Origin of the sequence: Paraburkholderia sp. JPY465 (assembly GCF_050436725.1) — a bacterium.
GTDB classification, from domain to species: Bacteria; Pseudomonadota; Gammaproteobacteria; order Burkholderiales; family Burkholderiaceae; genus Paraburkholderia; species Paraburkholderia youngii.
The window spans coordinates 1,106,166-1,122,432 of the sequence record NZ_JBNDMT010000006.1; the positions used below are offsets into that span (position 1 = coordinate 1,106,166).

16 protein-coding genes are annotated in these 16,267 nt (G+C 64.3%); 5 read left to right on the forward strand and 11 right to left on the reverse strand.

Annotated features, from left to right (window positions below):
* Positions 1–278 precede the first annotated feature (278 nt).
* The 3 genes from acnB to QFZ94_RS38470 all read left to right on the forward strand — a co-directional run bounded on the left by acnB (position 279) and on the right by QFZ94_RS38470 (position 4,864).
* Positions 279–2,864 carry a bifunctional aconitate hydratase 2/2-methylisocitrate dehydratase gene (gene acnB, locus QFZ94_RS38460; protein WP_429463122.1) on the forward strand — a complete coding sequence of 862 codons (2,586 nt, stop codon included), beginning with the start codon at positions 279–281 and terminating at the stop codon, positions 2,862–2,864.
* A gap of 366 nt (positions 2,865–3,230) precedes the next feature.
* The gene (locus tag QFZ94_RS38465; protein WP_368581265.1) at positions 3,231–3,599 is read left to right on the forward strand and encodes a YciI family protein; all 369 of its coding nucleotides are present in this window, start codon (positions 3,231–3,233) and stop codon (positions 3,597–3,599) included.
* Positions 3,596–4,864: an RNA polymerase sigma factor gene (locus QFZ94_RS38470; RefSeq protein ID WP_368581266.1), complete on the forward strand. Its 1,269-nt coding sequence runs from the start codon at positions 3,596–3,598 to the stop codon at positions 4,862–4,864. Before QFZ94_RS38465 ends, QFZ94_RS38470 begins: the two co-directional genes overlap by 4 nt.
* A gap of 48 nt (positions 4,865–4,912) precedes the next feature.
* Here QFZ94_RS38470 and QFZ94_RS38475 read toward each other — a convergent pair whose 3' ends face one another.
* From QFZ94_RS38475 to QFZ94_RS38490, 4 genes are all read right to left on the reverse strand, one after another.
* On the reverse strand, positions 4,913–5,404 hold the full coding sequence (locus QFZ94_RS38475) for a lytic transglycosylase domain-containing protein (protein WP_410851240.1): 492 nt from the start codon (positions 5,402–5,404) through the stop codon (positions 4,913–4,915).
* Between the two features lie 22 nt (positions 5,405–5,426).
* Positions 5,427–5,765 carry a hypothetical protein gene (locus QFZ94_RS38480; RefSeq protein WP_410851241.1) on the reverse strand — a complete coding sequence of 113 codons (339 nt, stop codon included), beginning with the start codon at positions 5,763–5,765 and terminating at the stop codon, positions 5,427–5,429.
* 4 nt (positions 5,766–5,769) lie between these two features.
* On the reverse strand, positions 5,770–6,144 hold the full coding sequence (locus QFZ94_RS38485) for a hypothetical protein (protein WP_026228832.1): 375 nt from the start codon (positions 6,142–6,144) through the stop codon (positions 5,770–5,772).
* 208 nt (positions 6,145–6,352) lie between these two features.
* Complete coding sequence (locus tag QFZ94_RS38490; RefSeq protein ID WP_368581269.1) at positions 6,353–6,967, reverse strand: TetR/AcrR family transcriptional regulator; 615 nt, start codon at positions 6,965–6,967, stop codon at positions 6,353–6,355.
* Between the two features lie 85 nt (positions 6,968–7,052).
* Between QFZ94_RS38490 and QFZ94_RS38495 the strand changes: the two genes are divergently transcribed.
* Entirely contained in the window at positions 7,053–8,183 is a 1,131-nt protein-coding gene (locus tag QFZ94_RS38495; RefSeq protein WP_429463123.1) for an MBL fold metallo-hydrolase, read from the forward strand.
* An 11-nt stretch (positions 8,184–8,194) separates the two neighbouring features.
* On the opposite strand, the gene QFZ94_RS38500 is transcribed toward QFZ94_RS38495, so the two are convergent.
* A complete protein-coding gene (locus tag QFZ94_RS38500; protein WP_026228833.1) occupies positions 8,195–9,046 on the reverse strand; it encodes a LysR substrate-binding domain-containing protein in 852 nt (283 codons plus the stop codon).
* 108 nt (positions 9,047–9,154) lie between these two features.
* Between QFZ94_RS38500 and QFZ94_RS38505 the strand changes: the two genes are divergently transcribed.
* Positions 9,155–10,018: an alpha/beta fold hydrolase gene (locus QFZ94_RS38505; protein ID WP_429463124.1), complete on the forward strand. Its 864-nt coding sequence runs from the start codon at positions 9,155–9,157 to the stop codon at positions 10,016–10,018.
* Between the two features lie 23 nt (positions 10,019–10,041).
* Here the strand turns inward: QFZ94_RS38505 and QFZ94_RS38510 are convergent, their stop codons facing one another.
* The 6 genes from QFZ94_RS38510 to QFZ94_RS38535 all read right to left on the reverse strand — a co-directional run bounded on the left by QFZ94_RS38510 (position 10,042) and on the right by QFZ94_RS38535 (position 16,140).
* On the reverse strand, positions 10,042–10,749 hold the full coding sequence (locus QFZ94_RS38510; RefSeq protein WP_429463125.1) for an ABC transporter ATP-binding protein: 708 nt from the start codon (positions 10,747–10,749) through the stop codon (positions 10,042–10,044).
* Positions 10,742–11,506 (reverse strand): ABC transporter ATP-binding protein, encoded by a 765-nt coding sequence (locus tag QFZ94_RS38515; RefSeq protein WP_368581272.1) that lies wholly within the window; start codon positions 11,504–11,506, stop codon positions 10,742–10,744. The genes QFZ94_RS38510 and QFZ94_RS38515 overlap by 8 nt, the downstream gene beginning before the upstream one ends.
* Positions 11,503–12,492: a branched-chain amino acid ABC transporter permease gene (locus QFZ94_RS38520; protein ID WP_429463674.1), complete on the reverse strand. Its 990-nt coding sequence runs from the start codon at positions 12,490–12,492 to the stop codon at positions 11,503–11,505. The genes QFZ94_RS38515 and QFZ94_RS38520 overlap by 4 nt, the downstream gene beginning before the upstream one ends.
* 20 nt (positions 12,493–12,512) lie before the next feature.
* Complete coding sequence (locus tag QFZ94_RS38525) at positions 12,513–13,373, reverse strand: branched-chain amino acid ABC transporter permease (RefSeq protein ID WP_176111280.1); 861 nt, start codon at positions 13,371–13,373, stop codon at positions 12,513–12,515.
* Between the two features lie 95 nt (positions 13,374–13,468).
* The gene (locus QFZ94_RS38530) at positions 13,469–14,644 is read right to left on the reverse strand and encodes an ABC transporter substrate-binding protein (protein ID WP_429463126.1); all 1,176 of its coding nucleotides are present in this window, start codon (positions 14,642–14,644) and stop codon (positions 13,469–13,471) included.
* Between the two features lie 788 nt (positions 14,645–15,432).
* Positions 15,433–16,140 (reverse strand): FadR/GntR family transcriptional regulator, encoded by a 708-nt coding sequence (locus QFZ94_RS38535; protein WP_429463127.1) that lies wholly within the window; start codon positions 16,138–16,140, stop codon positions 15,433–15,435.
* Positions 16,141–16,267 lie beyond the last annotated feature (127 nt).

Consider the following 16,267-nt stretch of genomic DNA (forward strand, 5'->3'; position numbering starts at 1 on the left):
TGTAGGCGTTAAGCGGGCAGTAAGCAAAGCATTCGAGCGTCGGCGAATGATTGAAACGGCTTACACAGTCGGTGCTTTTGCGATGGCGGGGAAGCGTGCGCACAGGACCCGAAGCGCATCGAGCATCGCCGGTGTCCGCTGCTCAACTCTTATATAAGACATAAGACATTTGACCGTGGAGGGGTATTGCAATTAAAATCGCGATCGAAGCAGTGCCCGGCACAGCTTGGAGTGCCTAAAAAGCCTTTCCCTGAAACGCAAATACCAGCAGGTCCCCCATGCTTGAAAACTTTCGTGCTCACGTGGCCGCACGCGCCGCGCTCGGCATTCCTCCCCTGCCGCTGACGGCTCAGCAGACCGCCGAGCTGGTCGAGCTCCTGACGAACCCGCCCGCTGGCGAAGAGCAGACGCTGCTCGACCTGATCACCAACCGCGTGCCCGCCGGCGTGGACGAAGCCGCCCGCGTGAAGGCAGGTTTCCTCGCCGCGGTGGCCAAAGGCGAGACCGCCTGCGCACTGATCTCGCGCGAGCGCGCCACCGAACTGCTCGGCACGATGCTGGGCGGCTACAACATCCAGCCGCTGATCGAACTGCTGTCCGACGCCGAAGTGGGCACCGTGGCCGCCGACGCGCTGAAGAAAACCCTGCTGATGTTCGACCAGTTCCACGACGTCAAGGAACTGGCCGACAAGGGCAACGCCAATGCGAAGGCCGTGATGCAAAGCTGGGCCGACGCCGAATGGTTCACGAGCCGTCCGGAAGTGCCGCAAAGCCTGACCATCACCGTGTTCAAGGTGACGGGCGAAACCAATACCGACGACCTGTCGCCGGCTCCGGACGCGACCACCCGTCCGGACATCCCGCTGCACGCGCTGGCGATGCTGAAGAACGCGCGTCCCGGCATCACGCCGGAAGAAGACGGCAAGCGCGGCCCGGTCAAGTTCATCGAGTCGCTGAAGGAAAAGGGCCACCTGGTCGCGTACGTGGGCGACGTGGTCGGCACCGGCTCCTCGCGCAAGTCGGCCACCAACTCGGTGCTGTGGTTCACGGGCGAAGACATCCCCTTCATCCCGAACAAGCGCTTCGGCGGCGTGTGCCTCGGCGGCAAAATCGCTCCGATCTTCTACAACACGATGGAAGACGCCGGCGCGCTGCCGATCGAACTCGACGTGTCGAAGATGGAAATGGGCGACGTGGTCGAACTGCGCCCGTACGAAGGCAAGGCGCTAAAGAACGGCGAAGTGATCGCCGAGTTCCAGGTCAAGTCCGACGTGCTGTTCGACGAAGTGCGCGCCGGCGGCCGCATTCCGCTGATCGTCGGCCGCGGCCTGACCGCCAAGGCGCGTGAAGCGCTGGGTCTCGCTCCGTCGACGCTGTTCCGCCTGCCGCAGCAGCCGGCCAACAGCGGCAAGGGCTTCTCGCTGGCGCAGAAGATGGTCGGCCGTGCTTGCGGTCTGCCGGAAGGCCAGGGCGTTCGCCCGGGCACGTACTGCGAACCGAAGATGACCTCGGTCGGCTCGCAGGACACCACCGGCCCGATGACCCGCGACGAACTGAAGGACCTGGCGTGCCTCGGCTTCTCGGCCGATCTCGTGATGCAGTCGTTCTGCCACACCGCCGCTTATCCGAAGCCGGTCGACGTGAAGACCCACCAGACGCTGCCGAACTTCATCAGCAACCGTGGCGGCATCGCGCTGCGCCCGGGCGACGGCGTGATCCACTCGTGGCTGAACCGCATGCTGCTGCCCGACACCGTCGGCACCGGCGGCGACTCGCACACGCGCTTCCCGATTGGCATCAGCTTCCCGGCAGGTTCGGGTCTGGTCGCGTTCGCGGCCGCCACCGGCACGATGCCGCTGGACATGCCGGAATCGGTGCTGGTCCGCTTCAAGGGCAAGATGCAGCCGGGCGTGACCCTGCGTGACCTGGTCAACGCGATTCCGCTGTACGCGATCAAGCAGGGCACGCTGACGGTTGCCAAGCAAGGCAAGAAGAACATCTTCTCCGGCCGCATTCTCGAAATCGAAGGCCTGCCCGATCTGAAGGTCGAGCAAGCGTTCGAATTGTCGGATGCATCGGCCGAGCGTTCGGCCGCCGGTTGCACGGTGCACCTGAACAAGGAACCGATCATCGAATACCTGAACAGCAACGTCACGCTGCTCAAGTGGATGATCGCCCAGGGCTACCAGGACCCGCGCAGCCTGCAGCGCCGCATCAAGGCGATGGAGCAGTGGCTGGCCGACCCGCAACTGCTGTCGCCGGATGCCGACGCCGAGTACGCGGCCGTCATCGAGATCGACCTCGCCGACATCCACGAGCCGATCGTGGCCTGCCCGAACGATCCGGATGACGTGAAGATGCTGTCGGACGTGGCCGGTGCCAAGATCGACGAAGTGTTCATCGGCTCGTGCATGACCAACATCGGTCACTTCCGCGCCGCGTCGAAGCTGCTCGAAGGTAAGCGCGACATCCCGGTCAAGCTGTGGGTGGCTCCGCCGACCAAGATGGATCAGAAGCAGCTGACCGAGGAAGGCCACTACGGCGTGTTCGGCACGGCTGGTGCGCGTACCGAAATGCCGGGCTGCTCGCTATGCATGGGCAACCAGGCCCAGGTGCGCGAAGGCGCGACGGTCATGTCGACGTCGACCCGCAACTTCCCGAACCGCCTCGGCAAGAACACGAACGTGTACCTTGGCTCGGCGGAACTGGCGGCGATCTGCTCGCGTCTCGGCAAGATCCCGACCAAGGAAGAGTACATGGCCGATATGGGCGTGCTCAACGCCAACGGCGACAAGATCTATCAATACATGAACTTCGACCAGATCGAGGACTTCAAGGAAGTCGCCGACGGCGTGACGATGTAAGTGTGCTGTCGGGCTACGGCGTGTTGTTTGCGTCGTAGCACCACGAAATGGCGCCGCGGGCTGAATGCCAGCGGCGCCATTTTTTTTTGCGTTGGTTTCGGATGTCCTGGCGTTCGATCCCCGGCCGGCGCTCTCTGCACTGTCCGCCAATCCCGGGTCGACAACCCAGCCAACCCGTCCGACAATGCTTTGCGAAACACGGTCGAACGGGCTGCGATTCAAACGTCTCTTTCCAACACAGCGTGGGTCCCAGGTGGCCGTCCGCGAATTTTTTTGACGCCGCCTGTCCGTCCGCACGCAGCCCGCGCGTCATTGATATGGCGGCCGATGCAATTCATCCGCCTTAACCCTGTGACGGAGGCTCAAATGGAATACCTGTTGATGATCTACTCGGAAGAAAGCAGCTGGAACAAGATGACCGACAGCGAGCGGCAGCAAGGCGTTGCCGCCTATCACGCGTACACCGAATCGTTGAAGAAATCGGGGGCTCTGGTGGGGGCCAACCGGCTGCAGCACTCGAACACGGCCACCACGGTGCGGCTCGTCGACGGCAAGCCGCAGGTGCTCGATGGCCCGTTTTCCGATACGAAGGAGCAACTCGCCGGCTACTACCTGATCGACGTGCCTAACCTCGACGCGGCGATGGCGTGGGCGTCGCGCTGTCCCGGCGCGGCGCACGGCGTGATGGAGGTGCGCCCGGTCTGGACCGCTCCGTACGAAGCGCCGTCTGCATGAGTCCGTCCGGCGACGCCCGAGGCAATGACGGCGTCGCGCGGTCGATCGCCGAGGCGGTCGCTCGCCGCAGCTACGGCAAGCTCGTCGCGCTGCTGGCGATGCGCACGCGCGACGTCGCGGCAGCCGAGGACGCGCTCGCCGATGCTTTCGCGGCGGCGCTCGCGGACTGGCCGGAGCACGGCTGTCCGGCCAGTCCAGAAGCGTGGCTGATGACGGTTGCGCGCCGCCGGGCAATCGACGGCGCGCGTCATCGCCAGGTCGGCGACGATGTGGCGAACCAGCTGCTGATTCTCGCCGACGAAATCGACGAGTGCGCGACAGACGCGTTGCCCGACCGGCGGCTGGCGCTGCTGTTCGCGTGCACGCACCCCGCGCTCGAGGCCCCGATTCGCACGCCGCTGATGCTGCAAGTGGTGTTGGGGCTGGAAGCGAAGACGATTGCGTCGGCGTTCCTGATGTCGCCCGCCGCGATGAGCAAGCGCCTCGTGCGGGCGAAGACCAAGATCCGCGAAGCGGGCATTCCGTTCAGCGTGCCCGAGCGCGAGGAGCTGCCCGGCCGGCTCGACGCGGTGCTCGAAGCGGTCTATGCGGCGTATGCGGAAGGGTGGACGGACCCCATCGGCGGCGATACCGAGCGGCGCGAGCTCGCCGACGAGGCGCTGTATCTCGCGCAACTGCTCGTCGAACTGCTTCCCGAAGAACCGGAGACGCTGGGCCTGCTCGCGCTGATGCTGTTTGCCCAGGCGCGGCGCGATGCGCGGCGCGATGCGGCTGGCGACTACGTGCCGCTATCGGCACAAGACCCCGCAACATGGAACGCACCGATGATCGGCACGGCGAACGCACTGCTGCGGCGCGCGAACGCGTTCAACGCCATCGGGCGCTTTCAGCTCGAGGCCGCGCTGCAATCGGCGCATGTGGATCGCTGCCGGACGGGGCGGCCGAACTGGGACGAGATCGTGCAGCTCTACGATGGGCTGCTTTCGATTGCAGCGTCGCCGGTAGTCGCCGTGAACCGCGCGCTCGCGGTGGCGGAACGTGACGGCCCGCAGGCGGCGCTCGACGCGCTGGCGCCGTATGCGGACGATCCGCGGCTCACCGACTACCAGCCCTACTGGGCCGCGCGCGCCAATCTGCTCGCGCGTGCCGGCGCGACGGCACAAGCCCTCAGTGCGTACGATCTGGCGATCGGTCTGGAGCGTGACCCGGCCGTGCGGCGCTTCCTGCAGCGCAAGCGAATGGAGCTTGCATCGGCGGGGAGGTAGCGCAGCGCGATGCGCTGGCAACGCCCCGCACGGCCCGCGCTTTGAATCTCACCGCTCCGGCTGCAACAGCCCCCAGCTGACGAGAATCGCCTGAATGCTGCGCGCGTAGGCGTCGCGCTCGCGCGGCGATTCCGAGTGATACGCACCGATCGCGCGCCATGTGTTGCCGTGCCGCACCATCTTCTGCTTGAGCAGCCAGGCGGCCACGAAGATATTCACGCACGGGTCCGTGAGCGCGCGGTGCGGAATGCCCTGGCTCGCCAGTTCCGGAAAGTGGATCGAATTGATCTGCAATTGGCCCACGTCGATCGAACCGTTGGCGTTGCGGTTGATGGCGCTCGTGTCGCCTTTCGATTCGCGCCATGCGACGGCGCGCAGCACGTGCGGATTGACGCCCTGGTAGGCGCCAGCCTTGTCGAAGCAATCGTCGGCGCTCGGGGCGGCTTGCGCGGACGAACTGCCGATGACCACCAGCGCCGCCCAGGCGCAGATGGCCCACGACCGCAAAGGGCGGAAGCCGTTGGTCTTGTGCTGGTCCATGGGTCGGGCTCCAGGTCCCGCTTTACTGCGCCAGCGCGGAATCGAGCTGCCGCTCGATGTCCTTCAGATAGGCGCGTGATTCATCGGAGACGACGAGGCGCGGTGTTGGCATCGCGCAGTGGCAATCGCGTTTTTGCGTCTTCTTCTTGTTGCGCGAGCTCGAGCGCGGCGCGGGGAGGTCGTCATCGTCGCCGGTGGAGGGCGGCAGCATCGCGAGCGTGGGCAGCGGCGGGTAGACCTTGTCCGCGGAGGCCAGGGTGGCAGGGGCGGCGGCGGCTGCCGGTGCGCCGGCGGCGGGCTGGCCCGCCCACGCGGCCGAACTCAAGCATAGCGATGCCGCGGCGAAAGCAATCAGGCGCATCGTGTCAGCTCCCCGCACGTAGCGGCTGAATCGACACGCTGTACGTCTGGTTCGCGCCGGTCGTCAGATTTTCGAGTGCGGGTTTGAGTCCCTGTTGCGGCACGCCCCGCCAGATCGCCTCGTTGATGTACTTGAAGTCCTGGCCCAGCGCCGTCACGCGGATCACCGTGGGCCGCTTCTGCGCGGCGGCGAGCGCGCCTGCCTTGGCGAGCACCGTAGCCAGTTGCGGATCGCGCGCGCCGAGTGCATCGGCGGGAATGTCGAACTTCATGATCACGTTCGACACCGCAGGTTTCTCGGCTTGAGCCGTAGTGGGCTGCTGCACTTGTGCGCAGCCTGTCATGAACATTACGGCAAGTAAGAGCACAACGCGCGTCACATCGGGTCTCCAAAGTTTCGAGGCGATGTACGCGTTTTCGGCTTCTGAAGCTGAGACTTGATACCTCAAAGCAAACGTTTGCGAAAAAGAAAGACTTCACTCCCCCGGTGCTGCTTCACGGAAGGCCGCTGCGCGCACCGCCGCCTTCGAGCAAAGAACTTCTTGCCTCGGCGCGGGAGCCAAAGCGAACGCGACCCGGCAAACCCACTCACGCATAACGCGCGAGAAACATATCCGCCGCTGCCTCCGCGATGCGCTTCTGCTCGCCGGCATCGAGCGGCACTTGACCCATCGCCACTTGCGGCCAGAAGGCAAAGGCCTTCACGAGCCCCTGCAACTGCAGTGCGGCGAAGACGGGGTCCCCGGTCTTGATGCGGCCGTCCGCGGCAGCCGCCCGGACCCACGCGGTCAGATCTTCCTCACGCTCGCCCATGCGAGCGACCATATCGCGCGCGCGCTCCGGCGAATGGATGCCAGCCGCGATCGCCACCCGTGCCAGCGACAAAAAGGATTCGTCGTGAAGCAGCCTCAGCTTGCGCTCCAGCAGATCGAGCAACTGCGCGCGCAACGGTTGATCGGCGCGGTAGTTGGGCGCATCGCCGTCGTGGCTCGCGTCCCATAGCTGCTGGAGAATCGCCGCGAAAAGCGCTTCCTTGCTCGGGAAATGGTTATAGACCGTGCGCTTCGAGACGCTCGCGCGGGCGGCGATGCGGTCCATGCTGGTTGCGTCGTATCCGGCGGCGAGGAATTCGTCGATCGCGGCGGTGACGATCGCGACGCGCTTTCGGTCAGTCAGACGTTGGGGGCGGGCAGGGGATTCCATCCGTCAATTTTACACTGGTCAGTTTACTTTTCTCGGAAATAAACTACACTGCCGGGTGTACATTTTTCTTCGGAAGGTCAACTTCATGACGTCGCTTCCCGCCTATCTCCGCCGAATGCTCGGCGTGAATGCCGTGCATCGCAGCCGCGCGAAGTTCAGCCTGTCGCCGCAGCATGACGGCGAGCGCTTTCGCAACGTCAAGCCGCGTCCGGCGGAAAGCCTGCGCAAAACGCTCGGGCTCGCATGGACGGTGCTGTTCAACAAGCCGCGCGGCACCGTGCCGGCCGACGCGTTGCCCGTCGAAACGCTGACACGCGCGCAACTCGATGCGGCGCCCGACCGAAGCCTGTACCGGCTCGGTCACTCGACGATGCTGCTGAAGTTGCGCGGCAAGTTCTGGCTGACCGATCCCGTATTCGCCGAGAGAGCGGCGCCGTTCCGCAATCTCGGTCCGAAGCGCTTTCATGCGCCGCCGATCTCGCTCGACGATTTGCCGCCGCTGCACGGCGTGATCCTGTCGCACGATCACTACGACCATCTGGACCGCGAGACCGTCCTGATCCTGGCGCAGCGTACCGAGGTGTTCTTGACGCCGCTCGGGGTCGGCGACCGGCTCATCGAATGGGGTATCGACGCGGCGAAGGTCCGGCAGTTCGACTGGTGGCAGGGCACGGTGGTCGAAGGCATCGAGTTCACCGCGACACCCGCACAGCACTTCTCCGGGCGCAGCCTGTTCGATGGCAACCGTACGTTGTGGGCGTCGTGGGTGATCGTCGATAACGACCTGCGCGTGTTCTTCAGCGGCGACACCGGCTACTTCGATGGATTCAGCGCGATCGGCGAGCGCCTCGGACCATTCGACGTCACCTTGATCGAGACCGGCGCGTACGACGCGATGTGGCCATACGTCCATATGCAGCCTGAAGAAACCGTGCAGGCGCATATCGACCTGCGCGGCCGCTGGCTCGTGCCGATTCACAACGGCACCTTCGACCTCGCGATGCATCGCTGGCAGGAACCGTTCGAGAGGGTGACCGGGCTGGCGCTCGCGCGCGGGGTCGCGCTGTCGACGCCGCGCATGGGCGAGCGCCTCGATCTGATTGCGGTGCATCGCGGTGAACGCTGGTGGCGCGAGGTGGCGGAAACGGTCGCTGCGCCGAAGGCTGCGTGGCGGATGTGTGCGTCGTGCCGAGCCGGCGCGGAGGAGTCTTCCTGAAGTCTTTCGGGTTAATTCTTCAGGTCGGCGAGAATCCGTTCCGCGAGAAAATCGCACACGGGCCGCTTCGAAGCCGCGCTTCGCGCCAGCACGACTTCGAGCGTGCCGATTTCCGGCAGGCCATTCGCGGCCCCCAGCAGCGAGAAGTGAGCCGGTACCGCGCACTTGGCCAAAGGGGTTACCGCGAGGCCGGCCTCGGCCATCGTCAGCAGACCCAGCAGGCTCGGACTCTCATACGACGTGCGATACGTGATGCGCGCGCGCTCCAGGCTCCGGATGGCTTTCTCTCGCGCGACGCTGCCCGGCAAAAACACGGCGATGGGCAAGGGCCTTTCGCGCCAGATCTCGGTCGCGCCCGGGGCGGCGGCCCACACCATCGGTTCGTGACGCAGGAACTCGCCGTGCAATCCTTTCACGCGCGTCGCGCAGACGAGATCGACCGTGCCGTCCTTCAACATCGGCTCTAGAGCGACGCTCGGCAGGCCTACCACCTGAATCTCCACCTTCGGATAGGTCGCCGAAAACTTCTTGAGGATCGGCGGGAACAGTGACGTCGCATAGTCGTCCGGCACGCCGATCACCACGCGCCCGGTCACGTCGGGCCGAACCACCGCTGCCCACGCTTCATCGCGCAGCGCGATCATCCGTCGTGCGTAGGTCAACAGCATTTCGCCGTCCTGCGTCGGCACCACGCTGCGAGGCTTGCGCACGAACAGCGCCTTGCCGAGCGCGGTCTCGAGCGTCTTGATCTGCATGCTCACCGCCGATTGCGAGCGGTGCACGACCTGCGCCGCGCGACTGATCGTGCCGGCGTCCGCGACCGCGATGATCATCGACAGCACGTCCAGATCGAGCGCTTTCATTTCCGTTGCCATGATGGTTCGTATCAGAAAAGTAGATCGATTCCATCAATATTATGCGATTTTCTTTTGCCAGAACACCATCGATAGTGTCGCCAAAGGAGCCCTTTGATGAATGCACGTACCAGCCCATCGATTCTGGCCTCAGCCGATGGCGCGTCCGCGCCGTCGTTCGTGACCACCGCATCGAGTGTTGCCATACCGTATGTCGAGTCCGGGAGCGGCGAGCCGATGGTGTTCGTGCACGGCTCGCTTTGCGACTATCGCTACTGGGACGCCCAGATGGCCTCGCTGTCTGGCCGGTTTCGCTGCTTCGCGCCGAGCTTGAGCCATTACTGGCCCGAGATCGATGCGTTTGGACACGGCGACTTCAGTTGGGAGGCGCACGTCGAGGAAATTGCCGGATTCATCACGGCGCTCGAGCTGGCTCCCGTTCATCTGGTCGGTCACTCGCGGGGCGGGTGCGTGGCTTTCCATCTCGCGCGCGCCTATCCGCGCCTCGTGAAAACGCTGACGCTAGCCGATCCCGGCGGCCCGCTGCAAACCGAACCGCGGGGGCAGCCCGCGTTCATGCCGCCGGCGACCAACGTGTTGCGCGCCCGGGTCGCGGAGCTGATCGAACGGGGCGAGTACGACGCCGGCTTGTCGATGTTCGTCGACTCCGTGAGCATGCCGGGGTACTGGAACAAAAGCCCGGAGAGCTTTCGTCGCATGGCGCTCGACAACGCGCTCACGCTGCCGAAGCAGTTGCTCGATCCGCTTCCGGCCTATACGCCGGATGCCGCGCGCGATATCAAGTGCCGTACGTTGTTGATCGACGGCCAAAAGAGTCCCCGCATGTTCCGCAATACGGTCGACAAGCTCGAACAGTGGATCGAGTTTGCCGAACGCGAAACGATCGACGGTGCGTCGCATGGGATGAATGTCGCAAGACCCGATGCGTTCAACCGGGCGGTCGCGACTTTCGCCGCGTAGACCGCCCACGCATCGCGAGCCGCTCAGTGTTGAGACACGGCCAGCAAGGTATCGATCTTGTGATCCTGGGCCAGCAGCTCGGCCGCGGTGCTCGAATGAATCACCGAGCCGCGCTCCAGCACCACGGCGTTGTGCGTGATGCTCAGCGCCTTGCGCGCATTCTGCTCGACCAAGATCACCGACAGGCCTTCGTCGCGGATGATCTCCGAGAGGATGCGCATCAAGTCCTGCACGATGATCGGCGCGAGCCCTTCGAGCGGTTCGTCGAGCAGCAGGACCCTGGGATTGAGCATCAGCGCGCGACCGATGGCCAGCATCTGCTGCTCGCCGCCGGAAAGCTGGTTGCCCATATTGGCGCGGCGCTCCTCCAGGCGCGGAAACATCCTGTAGATGCGCGCCAGGTCCCAGGGACCGGGCACGGCGATCGCGGTCAGGTTCTCTTCGACCGTCAACGACTTGAAGATGTTGCGCTCCTGCGGCACCCAGCCGATGCCTGCCAGCGCGCGCTGATGCGGCTTGACTCCGGTGACGTCCTTGCCATTGAGCCAGATCCGCCCGCTAAACCGACGCGTGTGACCGACGATGCTGTTGATCAGCGTGGTTTTACCCGTGCCGTTGCGGCCAAGCAGCGCGAGTGCCTGGCCTTGATCCAAGGCCAGATCGATACCTGTCAGGATTTTGGCTTCGCCGTAGCCCGCTACGATTCCTTCCAGCTTCAGCAATTCAGACATATTCACCTCCAACCAGCTCCTCGCCCAGATACACGGCCTTCACGCGAGGATCGCGGGCGATCTCCGCGCATGCGCCCTCGGTGAGCAGACCGCCGCTCACCAGCACAGAGATGCGGTTGGCGAAGCTGAACACGAGGTCCATGTCGTGCTCGATCAGCAGAATGGTCACGTCGTCGGGCAACGCGGCGACCGTATTGAGAATCTCGCGGCGTTCGCCGTCGGGAACACCGGCCACTGGCTCGTCCAGCAGCAGCACGCGCGGCTTTGCCGCCAGCGCCAGCGCAATTTCGAGCAGGCGCTGCTTGCCGTAGGGCAGCACGCGCGTTTCGCGACTCATCACGTCGAGCAACTTGCATTGTTCGAGCAGCGAAGCGACCTCGTCCATGATTTCGCCGCGCTGACCGAGCGCGCGCCAGAAGCGCGCGCCCAGACCGTCGCGCTCGGAGATCGCGACAGACAGCGATTCGGCTGGCGTCATGTGCTTGAACAGCTGGTTGATCTGGAACGTGCGCACGAGCCCGGCGCGAGCCCGCTTGTGCACGGACAGCGACGTGATGTCGTGGCCTTCCAGCTCGATGCGGCCCGAAGTCGGCGACAGCACGCCCGTCAGCTGATTGATCAGCGTCGTCTTGCCGGCGCCGTTGGGGCCGATCAGCGCCTGGCGAGCGCCTTTCTCGACCGCGATCGACACGTCATTGGTGGCGACGAGGCCGCCGAAGCGCTTGATCAGATTGAATGTTTGCAGTGCGATCGTCATGCTTTGCTCCCGCTGCGACGGAACCACGTCCACGGACGCACGAGCCGCTCGTGACCGACGATCACGATGATCACCAGCAGCAAGCCGATCCAGAACTGCCAGTATTGCGGCGTGATGTCCGCCAGCCGGTCCTGCATGAACCTGAATACGACCGCGCCGATGATGCCGCCATACAGATAACCCGCGCCGCCGATCATCAGCATCAGCAGCACGTCGGCCGAGCGGTGGAAGTCGAGCACGTCGAGCGACGCGAAGCCGGTGGTCTGCGCGAGCAGGGCGCCGGCCACGCCCGCGTAGGCCGCGCTCAACGTGTAGACGGCGGTGCGACGCAGGTTGACCGGCACGCCCATTGCCGCCGCGCGAAGCGGATTCTGGCGGATCACCTGCAGCGACATGCCGAACGGCGACTTGACCACCGCGCGGCCGATCACGAACAGCACGAACAGCGTGACGATCGAATACGTGTAGGCCACCTTGCCGAACAGATCGAACTCGATGTGACCGAACAGCGGCACCATCGGCACGCCCGTCATGCCGTCGGCCCCGCCGGTGAGCCAGCCGAGCTTGTTGGCCAGTTCGTGCAGGATCGAGGCCACGCCGAGCGTCACCATCAGACGCGTGAGGTCCGAACCGCGCATCACCAGCACACTGGTGACGAGGCCCGCCAGCGCCGCGACCCCGCATGAGAGCAGCATGCCCAGCAGCGGATCGACGTTGAAGTACTTGGCCAGCAACGCAGCCGAATAAGCACCGAGACCGAAAAAGGCCGCATGGCCCAGCGACACGATGCCGGTATAGCCGAGGATCAGGTCCAGCGATACCGCGAACAACGCGAGGATCGCCATCTCGTTGAGCAGCAGGAAGTTATTCAGCGGCATCACGCAGACGCCCAGAGCCACGATCCAGAAGATGATTTCCACCGGGCGCCAGCGCGACCACTGCCTGCCCATGCTGCGGACTGCGGGCACGATCGTCGATGTGCCCATTTCGCTAGAAGTTGCCGACTTCATTTGCCCCCCGCCCTGACGAATAGACCCTGTGGTCGCCACATCAGGGTGATGATCATGACGCCGTAGATGATGAATGCCCCCAGATCGGGGATGTAGTACTTGCCCGCCACGTCCGCGATGCCGAGCAGCAGCGAAGCCAGCAGCGGACCGGTCAGCGAGGTCGTGCCGCCCACCGCGACCACGACCAGGAAATAAATCATGAACTTGAGCGGAAAGATCGGATCGAGGCCGAGCATGTTCGCGCCCAGCGCGCCGCCGAGGCCGGCGAGGCCCGAGCCGAACGCGAAGGTGGTCAGAAACACGAAGTTGATGTTGATGCCGAGGCCGCTCGCCGCGCGCGGATCATCCACCGATGCGCGCAGGCGGCTGCCGAAGCGGGTTTTGGTCAGGATCAGCTGCAGCGCGACGACGAGGACGACGCAGACCAGGATCACGAACAGCCGGTAGTAACCGATGCCGATGCCGGCGAACACCGTGCGGCCCTGCAGCCATTGCGGCAGGTTCAGGAACTGCTGGGTCGAGCCCATGAAGTAGTCGACCGTCGCGATGGCCATGAAGGTCAGGCCGATCGTAAACAACACCTGGTTGAGTTCGGACTGCCCGTACACGCGCTTATAAAGCGTGCGTTCGAGAATGCCGCCAAGCACCGCGGACGCGACGAACGCAATCGGCAATGCGCACAGGAAAGGGATGCCCAGGCGCGACATCGCGAGCACGGTGGCATAACCGCCCACCATGGCGAAGGCGCCGTGAGCCAGATTGACGAAGTTCATCAATCCCAGCGTGATGGCCAGGCCGCTCGCCAGCACGAACAGAAGCATGCCGTAGGCAATGCCGTCGAAGAGAATGGTTAGCATGAGTTTTTACCGCCGAAACGCCGCGCCCTGGCAGTGCGAGGGGCGCGACGGGCAAATCGAATCATCCGGAGACGGCCTGTCTCGCTTTTGCGAGCTTATTTGATCTTGGCCGGATCCTTGACGGCGTCTACCTTGTCGAACGACACGTTGAACAGCTGGCCATTCACGCGTTCCGTCCGGGTGATGTACACGTTCTGGACCATTTCACGGGTCTGCGGATCGAGTTCCACCGGGCCGCGCGGGCTGACCCATTTCTGCCCCTTCATGGCTGCCAGCAGCTTGTCGCCGTTGGTGTCGCCCTTGGTGGCTTGCAGCGCCGCGTAGATCAGGTGCATGCCGTCATAGGCGCCGACGCTGTGGAAGTTCGGGCGCATGCCGGGGTTGGCTTTTTCGAAGGCGGCCACGTAGGCGCGGTTCTCGGGATTGTCGAGAGCGGCCGAGTAGTGCATCGACGTCACCGCGCCCAGCGCCACGTCACCCATGGCGTTCAGGATGTCGTCATCCACCACGTCGCCGGTACCGATCAGTTTGATGCCCTGCTTGCTCAGGCCGCGCTCGGCGAACTGCTTCATGAACGCGGCGCCGGCACCCGACGGCACGAAGATGAACAACGCGTCAGGCTTCAGGTCGGCGACCTTCTGCAGGAACGGCGAAAAGTCCGGATTGGCGACCGGCACGCGCAATTGCTCGACGACGCTGCCGCCTTCCGATTCGAAGACCTTCTTGAAGGAGTTCTGCGCGTCGATGCCGGGACCGTAGTCGGCCACGAGCGTGACCACCTTCTTGATGCCGTTCTTCGGCGCCCAACGCGCGATACCCAACGTGTTCTGCGGCAGCGTGAAGCCCGAGCGCACGATGTAGGGCGATTGCTCGGTGATCATCGCGGTGGCCGCGTTCATTACGATCATCGGCACCTTCGCCTGGGTCGCGAGCGGCGCGGCGGCGAGCGCGAGCGGCGTGAGGCCGAAGCCGGCCAGCACCGACACGTGATCCTTCACGATCAGCTCCTGTGCGAGGCGTTTGGTCGTATCCGGAACGTTGGTGTCGTCCTTCAGGATGACCTGAATTTTCTTGCCCGCGACCGTGTCGCCATGCTGGGCCATATACAGCTTGACCGCCGCGTCGACCTGACGACCCGTGGACGCGAACGGACCGCTCATCGGCACGATGAGCCCGATCTTGACCACATCGTCCGCATGGGCGACCACGCTCGAACCTGCCAGCACGAGTGCGGCGGCGGCCTTAAGCAAAGTGCGCTTTTTGTTTTGCATTCGATTTCCTTGCTAACGAACCACGTAAACAACGTTGAAAATCGGACCCCTTGTTCATTGCTGCGAGAGCGCTGTGAGCGGGGTCCGGCGTAACGGTTTGCACACCCGGAGCCGAGGGATTGATTGATCGGTTGGGAGTAGCGGCGGTCATGAAATGCGGCAGTGAGCCTGCCAGTGGCTAATGACCGGACGGTGTCTTGTCGTGGGGCGTGGGCACGGCATGGACATGGCCGTGAGGGGATAGGCGTAGGCGCCCCTGGACCGGCGCTCGGGCGCGTGGGCCAGATAATGCGTTGACGTCAATCAGCTTGGATCCGAACATCTTTTGTCCCCTCTACGGCGGCCTCCCGGTTGTGGCCCGCTCGGCTGCGAACCCGTCCGGCCATGCCGGCGGTGCAGGTATCTGTTCGCTTCTGCGTGCGCTTTTCGACTCGCCGATGTGACGGTCGCCCCGGCGCCGCCGAAGACGTTACGCGCCGGCAGCTGCTTGAAGTTGTTGGCCTGCCGCGCGCACCCAGCACGATAAGCACGCGCGCCAAGGGTTGAAAGAGCGGGTTAACCACATACGCATGGTTCCGCATGAATCGCGCATTGCCCGGTCCGTGCGCGGGCGGCGGCGATCTGCGTCGCGCGGAAGCTCGCCCCGGTAGGGCTCGACGAACGTCGCGGGTGAGGCATCCAGGTTGGGTCTGGCGTGGTCTCGCATCGCGTCTGATAAACAGATTCGATACCCCCGGAAGGAAATCGCAACCCTTGAATGCGTGCCGCCGCAAGTATTCGTAAAGCTGTCAACGTCCGAACAGGTTTTCCCTGATTTGCCGCAGGTGGCTCGTCAATAGCTCGCAAGCCATCTCGGCATCGCGATCGCGAAGCGCATCCACGATCGCGCGATGCTGCGCCTCATATTGACTGCGCCGCTCGGGCGTCAGCGACAGGCGCTTCAGACGTCCCCACTCGCCCTGTTCGCGCACCTCGTTGGTCAATTCGAGCACGCGCAGAAAGAAGGTGTTGTGCGTGGCGACCGCCAACGCGCGATGCAGTTCGCCGTCCCAGTGCTCGAACTCCTCGATGGTTTGCGCCGCCTCGGAACGCTCGATGCAGTCGCTCATCTGCGCGAAGTCGGCCGCCGTCGCATATCGGACGATGAGCCCGGGCATCAGCGGCTCGATCAAAAGCCGCGCTTCCATCAGTTCGGCTGGGCTCGTCTGCACGGCGTGCGGCTTCGCCTCGGGTAGCGGCGGCGCCGGCACGCTTGCGCCAGGCAGCACGAACGTGCCGCTGCCGACCGTCTGCCGGATCAGCCCACGCTCTTTCAAATCGGCGAGGACTCGCCGGACGGCGCCACGTGAAGCGCCGAACTCCTCGCTAAGTTCGCGTTCGGGCGGCAGGCGCACGCCTTCGGCGAAGCGTCCGCTGCGAATCGCTTCCTCCAGATAGCTGGCGAGCTCCCGTGCTCCCTTCGCCCTGACCGTCAGCCTTGTGTCGACGTCACTCATACCCAGTCCTGCTGCGCATTCAAACAAGAACCAATTGGTTCTGATTTTTGGTTAACCCTAGTTCTTTTTGTCCGGATTTGGTCCTACAGTGGTTCCAGATTGACCCACCAGACCTAGATTAAAGGCC